Annotated in this window: 12 protein-coding genes; 5 read left to right on the top strand and 7 right to left on the bottom strand. The window is 63.7% G+C overall.

What is annotated here, in order from left to right:
- Positions 1–20 precede the first annotated feature (20 nt).
- Positions 21–1649, top strand: coding sequence for an ABC transporter ATP-binding protein (locus tag ATN37_RS20450; RefSeq protein ID WP_007726874.1), 1629 nt, complete (start codon positions 21–23; stop codon positions 1647–1649).
- Positions 1646–3427 (top strand): ABC transporter ATP-binding protein, encoded by a 1782-nt coding sequence (locus ATN37_RS20455; RefSeq protein ID WP_047269645.1) that lies wholly within the window; start codon positions 1646–1648, stop codon positions 3425–3427. The genes ATN37_RS20450 and ATN37_RS20455 overlap by 4 nt, the downstream gene beginning before the upstream one ends.
- A gap of 34 nt (positions 3428–3461) precedes the next feature.
- On the opposite strand, the gene rlmB is transcribed toward ATN37_RS20455, so the two are convergent.
- Genes rlmB through carD form a run of 5 tightly spaced genes read right to left on the bottom strand, consistent with a single transcriptional unit; the run spans position 3462 to position 7528 of the window.
- Positions 3462–4433 carry a 23S rRNA (guanosine(2251)-2'-O)-methyltransferase RlmB gene (rlmB, locus tag ATN37_RS20460; RefSeq protein WP_003945749.1) on the bottom strand — a complete coding sequence of 324 codons (972 nt, stop codon included), beginning with the start codon at positions 4431–4433 and terminating at the stop codon, positions 3462–3464.
- Between the two features lie 2 nt (positions 4434–4435).
- Complete coding sequence (gene cysS / locus ATN37_RS20465; RefSeq protein WP_003945830.1) at positions 4436–5830, bottom strand: cysteine--tRNA ligase; 1395 nt, start codon at positions 5828–5830, stop codon at positions 4436–4438.
- A gap of 11 nt (positions 5831–5841) precedes the next feature.
- Positions 5842–6318 (bottom strand): 2-C-methyl-D-erythritol 2,4-cyclodiphosphate synthase, encoded by a 477-nt coding sequence (ispF, locus tag ATN37_RS20470; protein ID WP_003945901.1) that lies wholly within the window; start codon positions 6316–6318, stop codon positions 5842–5844.
- Positions 6319–7017, bottom strand: a complete 699-nt coding sequence (ispD, locus tag ATN37_RS20475; RefSeq protein ID WP_039972758.1) for a 2-C-methyl-D-erythritol 4-phosphate cytidylyltransferase — start codon at positions 7015–7017, stop codon at positions 6319–6321.
- Between the two features lie 22 nt (positions 7018–7039).
- Entirely contained in the window at positions 7040–7528 is a 489-nt protein-coding gene (carD, locus tag ATN37_RS20480) for an RNA polymerase-binding transcription factor CarD (RefSeq protein ID WP_003945666.1), read from the bottom strand.
- A gap of 265 nt (positions 7529–7793) precedes the next feature.
- On the opposite strand from carD, the gene ATN37_RS20485 reads away from it, so the two are divergent.
- Both ATN37_RS20485 and radA read left to right on the top strand, forming a co-directional pair.
- The gene (locus ATN37_RS20485) at positions 7794–8429 is read left to right on the top strand and encodes a lipoprotein (RefSeq protein ID WP_007726888.1); all 636 of its coding nucleotides are present in this window, start codon (positions 7794–7796) and stop codon (positions 8427–8429) included.
- 98 nt (positions 8430–8527) lie between these two features.
- Entirely contained in the window at positions 8528–9961 is a 1434-nt protein-coding gene (radA, locus tag ATN37_RS20490; protein ID WP_003945739.1) for a DNA repair protein RadA, read from the top strand.
- Between the two features lie 23 nt (positions 9962–9984).
- Here the strand turns inward: radA and ATN37_RS20495 are convergent, their stop codons facing one another.
- On the bottom strand, positions 9985–10545 hold the full coding sequence (locus tag ATN37_RS20495; protein ID WP_003945494.1) for a PaaI family thioesterase: 561 nt from the start codon (positions 10543–10545) through the stop codon (positions 9985–9987).
- A 96-nt stretch (positions 10546–10641) separates the two neighbouring features.
- Between ATN37_RS20495 and disA the strand changes: the two genes are divergently transcribed.
- Complete coding sequence (gene disA / locus ATN37_RS20500; protein ID WP_024487741.1) at positions 10642–11727, top strand: DNA integrity scanning diadenylate cyclase DisA; 1086 nt, start codon at positions 10642–10644, stop codon at positions 11725–11727.
- 25 nt (positions 11728–11752) lie between these two features.
- Here the strand turns inward: disA and ATN37_RS20505 are convergent, their stop codons facing one another.
- Positions 11753–12502: a DUF4232 domain-containing protein gene (locus tag ATN37_RS20505; RefSeq protein ID WP_064443473.1), complete on the bottom strand. Its 750-nt coding sequence runs from the start codon at positions 12500–12502 to the stop codon at positions 11753–11755.
- Positions 12503–12541: the final 39 nt, after the last annotated feature.

Raw genomic sequence — 12541 nt, forward strand, 5'->3', positions numbered from 1 at the left:
CTGGGCGAGGAGTTTCACGAGTGTCAGCGCTGCCCGAAACTCGTTCCGGTCCGATGGAGATGATCCGAGTCGGATCATTCTCCTCCGGACGCGGCCCGCGACTGGTTGCAGCCGTCACCGGGCAGGCGTCGTATCAGGTAGCTCAAGCCCTCATCCCGGTGCTGATCGGCACCGTCGTCGACCGGGCAATCGGAAAGTCCGACAGCACAGCACTTCTCGTGTGGCTTGCGGTGCTGTGTGCTCTGTTCGTGGGACTCGCTCTGTCGTGGCGCATCGCAGTTCGCCTGAACACGCAGGTCTTCGTCTACGGCGAACACGACCTACGACTGAATGCTGCCAGACGAGTACTCGATGCCAGGGGGATGAAAGCTCAGCGTTCGACCGGTGAAGTTCTCACCATCTCTACCTCGGATGCCTCACACGTCTCGGGCTTCTCCTGGGTTGTCGCCGAACAGGGCTCGGCATTTGCGGGGCTCGCCGCGGCAGTGATTTCGCTTGCCTTCGTCTCGTGGCCGCTCGCACTGATCGTCGTACTCATCACCGCTGCGCAGCTCATATTCATCCACAAGATCAGCGGTCCGTTGGACGAGCGCGTGTATGCAGAGCAGAAGAAGGCAGCCGAGGCAGGCATGCTTGCAACGGATTTCACGCTGGGACTGCGGGTGCTGAAGGGTTTCGGGGCTGAACCCACCGCCCTGTCGCGATACGTCAACGCGAGCCGGGAGTCGATGAAGGCAGCGATCCGGACGGTCAGAGCAATGTCCAGCCTGACCGCGCTCAATTCCGGGGTCTCCGCGTTGGTGCTGGCTTCGGTTGCGCTTGGAGCCGCGTGGATGGCGCATCAAGGCACGATCACCGTGGGCAACTTCGTCACCGTTGTCGGCTTGAGCAGAGTGATTGCCGGTCCGATGGAAACGCTGGGGTTCTTCGGTGCCGAACTCGCTGCCAAGCGAGGTTCCGCGCGCAGACTGTCCGAACTGTTGGCCGAGCCACACCTGATCGAATCGCTGGCCCCCACGGCCGCGACCGAACCTGCCAGAACTGAAGACGCCCTATTGATTTCGGCGGACAACGGAACCGTCGTCTCAGCTCGCCGCGGAGAAGTGGTGGGTGTGCGCGCTGACGATTCCGCCGACCGACTGGCACGACAACTCGCCTATCAGACCCCGCTCGCCCCCGACTCTTACTTCGTATTCGGCACCGATGCAACCGACCTCGGCCCGGACGGAGTTCGTGATCAGGTGTTCGTCTCCGCCCATGAAGGAACCGTGTTCACCGGCACCGTCTTCGACAATCTGGCTGCACCGAACGTCGACTCGTCGGCAATGACGTCATCTGCGCTCGACGACGTGTTGACGCATCTGCCCGACGGCCACCTCTCCGAGGTAGGCGAGCAAGGAAAAAAACTCTCCGGAGGTCAACGCCAACGCCTTCTCCTCGCCCGCGCTCTCCATCAACCCCAGCCGATCCTGGTCCTCCACGAACCCACCACTTCCGTGGACTCTGTCACCGAGCATCGAATTGCACACTCGCTGAGAAACTTCCCCGACAAGGCCATTCTGGTGATCACCTCGAGCCCGACCCTGCTCCATTCGTGTGACCGTGTCGTCACGATCGACCACGGCGTTCGGGAGGGAGAGTCGCTGTGACCGATACCCTTCCGGATGCATCTGCTGTTCCGGTTGTATCTGCCCTGCCGATCGCGTCGACCAAGCAGACCGTCCGCGCATTGATCGCACTGCTTCGGCCACGCAAGCGAGCGCTCGCACTCACGACCGTCGTGCTTCTCTCTGCTACGGCCTGCGGCCTGTCCACCCCGGCACTGCTCGGACTCATGGTCGATGCGGTCACGGAGGGCAAACCGTTTGCCTCACTCCTGCGTATCACCGCGTTCATGCTCGGCGCAGCGGCAGCAGGGGTTGCGCTGACCTGGTGGAGCACACAGCTTCTGGCGAACGTCGCGCAGAACGTGCTGGCCGATCTTCGCGAGGACGTGTTCGCCGCCACCCTCGCGCAGCCGTCGTCACTGGTCGAGGATGCCGGAACCGGTGATCTGATTTCCCGGGTCTCGGGCGACGTCGAAGCGGTAAACACCGTCATCGCGCGAGTACTACCCGCCACCGTGTCTGCCCTGTTCATGATTTCACTGACGCTTGTCGGTGTGGGAGTGATCGATTGGCGCTTCACCGTGGCAATCGTTGCCGTTGCGCCGATTCACTATTTCGCTCTTCGTCATTTCCTCCGACGCTCCGGACCCGTCTACCGACGCTCTCGCGCTGCGCAGGCCAGGCGGGGACAACAGCTCATCGAAACTCTCGGAGGCGCAGGAACTGTCACTGCCCTGCGGCGAACAGACGAGCACATCGACCGAATCGCCGAGACCTCCGAGCATGCCATCAGCTTCGACATGCAGGCAGTTCGCCTGCGCACCAACTTCTTCGCCCAACTCAACGGCGCCGAACTGCTCGGACTGGCCGCCGTCCTGAGCGTCGGCTACTGGCTCGTGACCACAGGCTCGGTGTCCATCGGGGCCGCTACCGCCGCCGCCCTCTACTTCCACAGTCTGTTCAGCCCCATCGCGGTATTTCTCTCGAACATCGACGAATTGCAGGATGCGGGTGCCAGCCTGGCTCGCCTGATCGGAGTCACCGCGATGCCCGGGCGGCCCACGAGCATTCCTGCCTCGGCTCGGTCCGAACCCATCGGCGTCGAGGTGGACCGGGTTTCCTACTCGTACGACAACTCCACCCCGGTGATCGATTCGATCTCGATCTCGATCGCACCGGGGGAACGAATCGCCGTCGTCGGAAGCAGCGGCGCCGGAAAGACCACGCTCGCCAAACTGATTGCCGGCATCATTCCCGTCGGGGACGGGCGAATCACCGTCGACGGCACACTGATTGACGACCTGAGTGATGCCGAACTTCGGCACGAAGTCGTCCTCGTCAGCCAGGAAGTTCACGTGTTCGTCGGGACGATCGCCGACGATCTCCGGTTGTGTGCACCAGATTCGGACGATGCGAAGATCGCCGAAGCCGTCGACACGATGAAAGCTCAATGGATTCATGAACTTCCGGACGGACTCGAGACCAGGGTCGGGGCCGGTGGGTACCAGTTGACGGCGGCGCAGGCACAGCACATAGCCCTCGTCCGACTGGCTCTGCTCGATCCTCCCGTCGTCATCCTCGACGAGGCGACTGCCGAAGCCGGAACCACCGCAGCCGGTCTACTCGATCAGGCAGCCGAGCTCGCAGTCACCGGCCGGACCGCCGTGGTGATCGCACACCGGCTGAGCCAAGCAGTCCGCGCCGATCGCATACTCGTCATGAGCGGTGGCCGCGTAGTCGAGAGCGGGACACATGACGAACTGATCGGCGCGGACGGTTCCTACGCTGCACTGTGGGAAGCCTGGTCGGTACGGAGCTAGAACCCCGCCAGACTCACCCGAAAGCCGTTACAACTCAGCTGCTACGACGCCTGCGGGCGATGTCCGCCAGGACGACTCCGGCGGCAACCGAGGCGTTGAGCGACTCGACCGGACCGGCCATCGGAATCGACAGGATCGCGTCGCAGTTCTCGCGGACGAGGCGCGAAAGGCCCTTGCCCTCGGAACCGACCACGATCACAACGGGACCGCTGCCGTCGAAATCGTCGAGAGTGGTGTCGCCCTCGGCGTCGAGACCGACGACCTGAACACCCTTCGATGCCCAGTCCTTGAGCGTGCGGGTGAGGTTGGTTGCCCGAGCAATCGGCAAACGAGCGGCAGCGCCGGCGCTGGTGCGCCAAGCGACAGCACTCACGCTCGCGCTACGACGCTCCGGAATCACGACGCCGTGTCCACCGAAAGCTGCGACCGAGCGCACGACGGCACCCAGGTTGCGGGGATCGGTGATGTTGTCCAGCGCGACGAGCAGCGGCGGCTCGGCATGCTTGCGTGCCTCCGAGAGAAGATCGTCCGGGTGCGCGTAGCGGTACGGCGGAACCTGCAGGGCGATGCCTTGGTGAAGACCGTTGGCGCTGAGGCGATCCAGATCGGTGCGGGGGACCTCGAGGATCGAGATGCCGGCATCCGCAGCGAGCTGAACGGATTCCTTCAGTCGATCGTCGCTCTCGGTGCCGACGGCGACCCACAGTGCAGTCGCCGGAACGCCGGCGCGTAGGCACTCGACCACCGGGTTGCGTCCGAGCACTGTCTCGGGACCGTCGAGAACCTTGCGGCCCGGACCCGGACGGCCACCGCGGCCCTGCTTCTCGTCGGCACGTGCGGCGCGCGCTGCACGCTTTGCCGCGGGATGCTTGGTGCGTGCCTCGGCGGGCGGCGTAGCGCCACGCCCTTCGAGACCGCGACGGTGCTTACCGCCGGAACCGGCAACCTGGCCCTTCTTGGTGCCGCCCTTACGGACTGCGCCGCGCCTGCTCGAGTTTCCAGCCATTGTTACTGCCCTGCCTTAAGGGACCATTCGGGTCCGTCGGGAGTATCGGTTACTTCGATACCCGCCTTGATGAGGCGATCGCGAACCTCGTCCGCCACCGCCCAGTTCTTTTCCGTACGTGCCTGCTGCCGACGATCGAGATCGGCCCGCACCAACACGTCCAAAGCTTCCATTGCCGTCTCGGTGTCGCCACCGGACTGCGTCCAATGCTCGTCGAGTGGGTCGACGCCCAGGATCGCGAGCATGGCCCGCACCTGGCCGGCAGCCACCCGAGCCGCGTCGAGATCACCGGCAGCGAGCGCGGAATTACCCTCGCTCGCCTTGCCGTGAATCTCGGCCAACGCGATCGGCACCGACAAGTCGTTGTCGAGAGCCGCCGCGAAACCTTCGGTCCACGTACCGAGTTCGACGCCGCCCGCACGCTTGTGTGTGCGCAGGACGAACGACTCGAGCCCCTGGTAGGACTTCGCACTTTCGTCCAACGCCTCGTCCGAGTACTCGAGATTGGAACGGTAGTGCGCACTACCGAGGTAGTACCGAAGTTCTTGCGGACGAACCTTCTTGAGCACGTTCGGCACCGAGAGAACGTTGCCCAACGACTTGGACATCTTCTCGCCACTCATCGTGACCCAGCCGTTGTGCAACCAGTACTGAGCGAAATCGTCGCCGGCGCACTTGGCCTGCGCAATTTCGTTCTCGTGGTGCGGAAAGACGAGATCGCGTCCACCACAATGGATGTCGAATGCCGCCCCGAGATAGAACTCCGCCATGGCCGAGCACTCGAGGTGCCAGCCCGGACGGCCGGGTCCCCACGGTGTCGGCCATGAGGGCTCACCGGGCTTGACGGCCTTCCAGAGGGTGAAGTCGCGAGGATCACGCTTTCCCTCGGCAGCGCTCTCGCCCTGATGAACGTCGTCGAGTTTGTGGCCGGACAGTGCGCCGTACTCGGGGTAGCTCTGCACGTCGAAGTAGACGTCACCGCCCGCCGCGTACGCGTGGCCGTTCTCGATCAGACGTTCCATCATCTCGACCATCTGCGTCACGTGGCCGGTGGCCCGTGGCTCGATGGACGGTGGCAGCACACCCAGTTGGTCGTAGGCCCACGTGAACGACCGCTCGAACGTCGCCGCCCACTCCCACCAAGGTCGACCGGCGCCGGCGGCCTTGTTGAGAATCTTGTCGTCGATGTCCGTCACGTTGCGCACGAAGGCAACGTCGTTGCCGTGCGCCAACAGCCAGCGACGCAGCACGTCGAAAGCGACGCCGCTGCGTACGTGTCCGATGTGAGGATCACCCTGAACTGTCGCCCCACACAGGTACACCGATGCATGTCCGGGGGCCAACGGAACAAAATCCCGAAGGGCCCGCGTACCGGTGTCGTATAGGCGCAGGGTCACGACCAGCGATCTTACCTGTCGTGTTCGGTTGTCATGACCAACGCGGTGGCCATGGCGGCGATCCCCTCGCCTCGACCGGTCAAGCCGAGGCCGTCCGTGGTGGTCGCGGACACCGAAACAGGCGCGCCCAGTATCTCGGAAAGCACCTTCTGCGCCTCGTCGCGACGCGGCCCGATCTTCGGACGGTTGCCGATGACCTGCACCGCGGCGTTGCCGACGGCGAACTGGTTCTCTTCGAGCAGTCGGCGAACCTCGGCAAGCATTCGAGCGCCGCTCACGCCGTCCCATTCGGGCCTGCCGGTGCCGAAAACCGAACCGAGGTCACCGAGGCCCGCCGCAGAGAGCAACGCGTCACACAGCGCGTGGACGGCGACATCGCCGTCCGAATGGCCCGAGCACCCGTCTGCTTCCTCGAACAGCAACCCGGCCATCCAGCAAGGACGACCGACCTCGATGGGATGAACATCCGTGCCGAGACCGACGCGCATCTAATTTCCGTCCTGTGAATCCGCACTCAACGCTGTCTCCGAACTCAGGAGCGCCCGTGCAAGGACCAGGTCGAGCGGAGTGGTGATCTTGAAGGCGAGAGCGTCGCCGGGAATCGTCTGCACCGAAACACCGAGACGCTCGACCAGAGCGGCGTCGTCGGTCGCGGCGACGTCACCGGCGTCGTACGCACTGCGCAGGACGTCGGTGGAGAATCCTTGGGGAGTTTGAACCGCACGCAACTCCGAACGCAGAGGCGTACCGGTGACTGCGCCGAGTACGTCGACCGACTTGATCGTGTCGGTAACCGGAAGTACCGGGATGACAGCGGAGCTGCCGGCTCGGAGAGTTCCGACGACGCGCGCGATCAACGCCGGCGGTGTCAATGCCCGTGCGGCATCGTGCACGAGTACAAAATCTGCGTCGCCGGCAGCGCTGAGGCCGGCTCGAACCGAATCGGTTCTTTCGGCACCACCGCCGACGACGTCGACGTCCGCTGCACGACCGAGGTCGGCTACGACGGATTCGACCAGTTCAGGCGGCACAATGACAACAACGCGGTCGATCGCTCCGGATTTCCGGAGTCCATCGACCGCGCGTGCAAGCATGGTGCACCCACCGAGTTCGACAAATGCCTTGGGCAATTTCTCGCCCAATCGCACTCCCCGACCTGCGGCAGGTACCAGGGCTACTACTGCCACTGTCAGCTTTGTTGTGTTGCAGTCAGGACGCGGCCGCGAGGACCTCGTCGAGAATGGTCTCTGCCTTCTCGGTGTCAGTGCCCTCGGCGAGCGCGAGCTCTCCGACGAGAATCTGACGAGCCTTGGCGAGCATGCGCTTCTCACCAGCGGAAAGTCCGCGGTCCTGCTCACGACGCCACAGGTCACGAACAACTTCTGCAACCTTGTTCACGTCACCTGAGGCAAGCTTCTCGAGATTTGCCTTGTATCGACGAGACCAGTTGGTGGGCTCTTCGGTGTGCGGTGCTCGCAGAACCTGGAAAACCTTGTCGAGGCCTTCTTGGCCGACCACGTCACGAACTCCGACGTACTCTGCGTTGTCTGCAGGAACCCGTACTGTGAGATCGCCTTGAGCGACCTTCAGAACCAGGTACTCCTTCTGCTCACCCTTGATGGTGCGGGTTTCGATAGCTTCGATCAGCGCCGCACCGTGATGGGGGTATACGACGGTGTCTCCGACCTTGAAAATCATGTGTCCCGTGCCCCTTTCGATTCCACTAGTTTAACACGTGAAAGAACCGACCACTCATCAACTGTGCAGGTCAGGGGCATCCTTGCTCGAGCGTAGGGGTTGACAGGGCTTGTTGTACGTGCATTCAACTGGTCTGGAGCACCCCTGCGTAACGGACTGAAAGCCCACGCAGACAACCGTTGTGGCGACCCGACGGCCAGCCCGCGGGACCTTATCTACTACTCTGCCTAGTGGAGTGCGAACCTGACGCCGTGGAGGACAAATCGTGACTGCTATCCGTAAGCCGACTCGTCGAGTCGCTACCGCCATTGCACTGGCTGCAGGCGCAGCCATCGCGCTGTCCGCTTGCGGTTCCGGACAGGTGAGCCAGACCGCCGTCCAGCAGGCCGCCGTGAACGGCAACAGCGCCGACCTCGGTGAGATCGCACTGCGCAACGTGCACATCGCTTACCCCTCGTCCGAGGAGTACAGCATCGAGCCGGGCGGCAATGCCGTGCTCGCGTTCACCGTCGTGAACGACAGCGCCGAGACCACGGACAAGCTCGTCAGCATCACCACCGATTACGCAGCACGCGTCATCGCAGGTGAAGAGGTAGGTGGCTTGACGATCAAGCCGCAGACGTCGCTGCAGGCCGGTCAGTTGCCCGCAGGCGAAGGCGCCGCGACCGAGGCCGAGACCCAGATCAAGAACAACGAAGAGAACGACGACGCACCCGCTGCGCTCTCTCTCGTCGTTCTGCAGGACATCAAGGCAGGCGTTCGCCCCGGCTTGACCGTCCCGATCACCTTCAAGTTCGAGAAGGCCGGATCGGTCACCGTCGACGTACCTGTCGACGCAGGCCCGCAGCTCGAGCGCAACGAGTCGGACAAGTCGCCCGACGTTGCAGAAGCTGGGCACTGAGCCTCGAATTATCAAGGCGCACAATGCGCCTCGCAGAACAACTTCAAAATCACACTAGAGGCGGGGTCCATGTCGGACCCCGCCTCTAGTCTGTCCCGGTGGCCAAAGTGAAATCGAACTACCGCTGCTCCGAATGCCAGTCGGTAGTGCCCAAGTGGGTCGGTAGATGTCCGGACTGCGATTCGTGGGGCTCGATGACCGAGGTCGCCGTAGTGGCACCCGTCGCCAGTCGCGCCGGCGCCTCACTCGCCAAAGCAGGATCAAGCGCCGTGCTGCCTACGACGCCGGCCACGCCGCTGACACAGATCGACAGCACCTCGACGCAGGCCAAACCCACGGGGATCGGTGAGTTGGACCGCGTCCTCGGCGGTGGCGTCGTACCGGGTTCGGTGGTGCTGCTCGCGGGCGAGCCCGGCGTCGGAAAATCGACGCTACTTCTCGAGGTCGTCTACCGCTGGGCGATGCGCAGCGCGGATGATCGAGCGTTGTACGTCACGGGCGAGGAGTCCGCCGGTCAGGTTCGACTTCGGGCAGATCGCACCAACTCTGTCCACGAACGGATGTATCTGGCGGCCGAATCCGATCTCGCGACCATCCTCGGCCACATCGAGCAGGTCAAACCGACACTGGTCATCGTCGACTCGGTGCAGACCATGCTTGCTGCCGACGTCGACGGGGTCGTTGGCGGCGTGACTCAGGTCAAGGCCGTCACCAGCGCCCTGACCTCCCTGGCCAAGGCCAGTGGAATTCCGGTGCTTCTGATCGGCCACGTCACCAAGGACGGCGCCGTCGCCGGTCCGCGCTCGCTCGAGCATCTCGTGGACGTGGTTCTGCACTTCGAAGGTGACAAGCACTCCACCCTGCGCATGGTCCGCGGCGTGAAGAACAGATTCGGTGCGGCCGACGAGGTCGGATGCTTCGAGCTGAGCGAGCAGGGCATCAACGAGATCAGCGATCCGTCCGGCCTGTTCTTGCATCACCGTGAAGAAGCTGTGGAAGGCACTGCCGTCACCGTGATGATGGACGGTAAGCGACCTCTACTCGGTGAAGTTCAGGCGCTCGTCGCCGCCACGCCGCTACCGACACCCCGCCGAGCCGTCAGCGGGCTCGACACCGCCCGTGTGGCCATGGTTCTCGCCGTGTTGGAACGCCGCGTCGGAGTGTCGATCTCGAAGGCCGACGTCTACGCCGCGACCGTCGGCGGTATGCGGATGACCGAGCCGGGTGCCGATCTGGCTCTCGCCATTGCGGTCGCTTCCGCCGTGAAAGCCAAACCCGTCCCCAAGGGGCTCGTCATCCTCGGCGAGGTCGGACTCGCCGGGGAGGTTCGACGGGTTGCCGGGGTGAACCGACGGCTGATCGAAGCTGCCCGACTGGGATTCACCAGCGCCATCGTGCCGGTCGATTCCGGCCCGAACATTCCCGGCATGCGCGTCAACGAAGTGGCGAATCTGGCCGAGGCACTGGCCTACGCCGGATTGATGGGCGGCAAACAAGCCCCGTCTCGCCCCAAGCTCACGCCGGTGAAGTGATCGTCGTTCGGCCGACTACCTCGTCAGACCGACGAGGTGCCGAACGGGGACGTCGGTTCGCCGTCCACGAACTCCTTGGTCTTGGCGAAGTGTTCCGAGGTGATGGTCAGAAACAGTCCGCGGGAGGTTCCCACCACCGTGTCCGGATCCGCTGTCGGACCTTCGACGATCACCGCTTCTGCACTGGTGTAGACCTTGCGGCGTACAACACCGTCGATGCGAGCCCGGAATTCGAGCACCGATCCCAACGGGATCGGCCGGGCGAAGTCGATCTCGAGGTGCCCGGTCACCACCGGCGAGCCGAGAGCCATACATGCCATACCTTGAGCCTCGTCGAATGCCGTCGACAGAATGCCGCCGTGAATGACACCTGGACCGCCCTGATACTTCTTGGCGACCTCCAGACGACCGGTCACTTCCAGTCCGTTACCAGCCCTGAAACTCATCGCCATTCCCGCAGGCTGGTCGTCGCCGCAGCCGAAGCATTTCGACCAGTGCTGAGGCAGCTTCTCGCCGGCGGCCGGAAAGAATTCGACCGGCTCCGGGACAGTCAGGTCATCAGGCAGGGTCCAGGTACTACTCATGGATAGGTAATCTAAACGGGGATCCGTCCGGCGCAGGCATCGGACCCGACCGAAGTGACATCGACCTCAGCAGGGAGTTTCTCAATGATCAGTGCGATGGCGGACACACAGTCGTCGTCGGCATTGCGAGAGACCATCGCCAGGTTGGCGCCGGGTACCGCTTTGCGAGACGGGCTCGAACGAATTCTGCGCGGCCGTACCGGCGCGCTGATCGTCCTCGGATACGACGAGGAAATGGAAGCGCTGTGTGACGGCGGATTCAACCTCGACGTGGAGTTCGCACCGACCCGATTGCGTGAGCTGTCGAAGATGGACGGCGCGGTTGTCCTCTCGACGGACGGCACACGCATCGTGCGTGCCAACGTCCAGCTGGTTCCCGATCACAAGATTCCCACCGTCGAATCCGGCACGAGGCACCGTGCCGCCGAGCGCACGGCAATTCAAACCGGCTATCCCGTGGTCTCGGTCAGTCAGTCGATGTCGATCGTCAGTGTGTACGTCGGTGGTATCCGGCACGTCATCGACGGCTCGGCCACCATACTTTCGCGCGCCAACCAGGCCGTCGCGACGCTCGAACGATACAAAGCGCGACTCGACGAAGTGACACGGCAACTGTCGGTGGTCGAGATCGAGGATTTCGTGACTCTGCGCGACGCGTTGACCGTCGTGCAGCGACTCGAAATGGTTCGCCGCGTGTCGATCGAAATCGAACAGGATGTCCTCGAGCTCGGCACCGACGGTCGCCAGTTGGCACTGCAGCTCGAAGAACTGGTCGGCGACAACGACATTGCACGTCAACTCATCGTTCGGGACTATCTTGCCGGTCCCGAACCCATCGGCACCGCGGCGATGGACAACGTCCTCGTCGCACTCGATCGGGTCACCGACGCCGATCTACTCGATCTCACGACTCTTGCGCGTGTTCTCGGTTATCCGGGCACGATCGAAGCCCTCGACACTCCGATGACTCCTCGCGGATATCGCGTGCTGATGCGTGTACCTCGATTGCAGTTCCATCAAATCCACCGGTTGGTCGGATCCTTCGGCACTCTCCAGTCGCTGCTGGCCGCTACGGCTGCCGATCTGCAGTCGGTCGAGGGCATCGGCGGGCTGTGGGCTCGTCACATCCGTGAGGGACTTTCCCGGCTCGCGGAAACGTCGATCACCGGATCCTTCAACTAGCGGGCCTGTTCAGGCTTGCCCGCGCTCATGCGATGTTGAACGGCTCCGGGGAGCTTCGCAGTGCACCGAGCTGCCCGACAACCGTGTAAGCGCCTGCGCCCACCGGATTGCGCTCGGGGTTCTGCGCGGTCGCGCACTCGGGGGTCGACGTCGTGGCCGACCAGGCGACCTTGAACGCAGCTTGCTCGCCGGGCGCGAGATTGCGTACGTCGGCTGCGGGCTGTGGGTAGCAGTCGACGTTGGACCACAACCGGGTCTTGCCGTCGATGCTGTAGACGAGCACCTGCTGAAGGCCGCCCGCCAGATCTCGATCACAGGGTGCCGAACCGATGTTGGTGATGACGATCGTGAACGACGGCTCTTCGCCGGGAGCGAAGGTCGCCTTGTCTGCGGTGGCCTTGACTGCCAGCGACGAGTCGGCGCACTGACCGGCCGGGACCGGAGCCCCGGTGGTCGACGAAGAGGAAGAAGACGAAGACGAAGACGATCCCGAAGCCTGCGTGCCCGAGCCACCTGATCCACCGGCAGCGCCGCCACCCGAGCCACCGCCACCGTCCGGCGCGTTGGAGCCGGAAGGGTTGGGGGTGAAGGAGACGTCCGTCGTCAGCGAGGAACTCGCAGCGGCCGAATCGGCCTCCGGGGTATCACTTCCACCGCCGAAGAGGGCGGACGCCGCCCAGATGATCAACGCCAGTGCAATGACGGCGGCACCAATGGCCAGCGCCCGGCGACGCCAGTAGATCTCGGGGGGCAGTGGTCCATTAGGTTCCAACACGGACTCAACGGTAGTTGGCGCAGGGTCCACTAACCGTCA

Source organism: Rhodococcus sp. MH15 (assembly GCF_019266045.1).
Taxonomy (GTDB): Bacteria; Actinomycetota; Actinomycetes; order Mycobacteriales; family Mycobacteriaceae; genus Rhodococcus_F; species Rhodococcus_F qingshengii.

Coding starts and splice junctions, on each gene's coding strand:
- carD (WP_003945666.1), bottom strand. CDS start 7,528: ATGATTTTCAAGGTCGGAGACACCGTCGTATACCCCCATCACGGTGCG.
- disA (WP_024487741.1), top strand. CDS start 10,642: ATGGCGGACACACAGTCGTCGTCGGCATTGCGAGAGACCATCGCCAGG.
- rlmB (WP_003945749.1), bottom strand. CDS start 4,433: ATGGCTGGAAACTCGAGCAGGCGCGGCGCAGTCCGTAAGGGCGGCACC.
- ATN37_RS20495 (WP_003945494.1), bottom strand. CDS start 10,545: ATGAGTAGTACCTGGACCCTGCCTGATGACCTGACTGTCCCGGAGCCG.
- ispF (WP_003945901.1), bottom strand. CDS start 6,318: ATGCGCGTCGGTCTCGGCACGGATGTTCATCCCATCGAGGTCGGTCGT.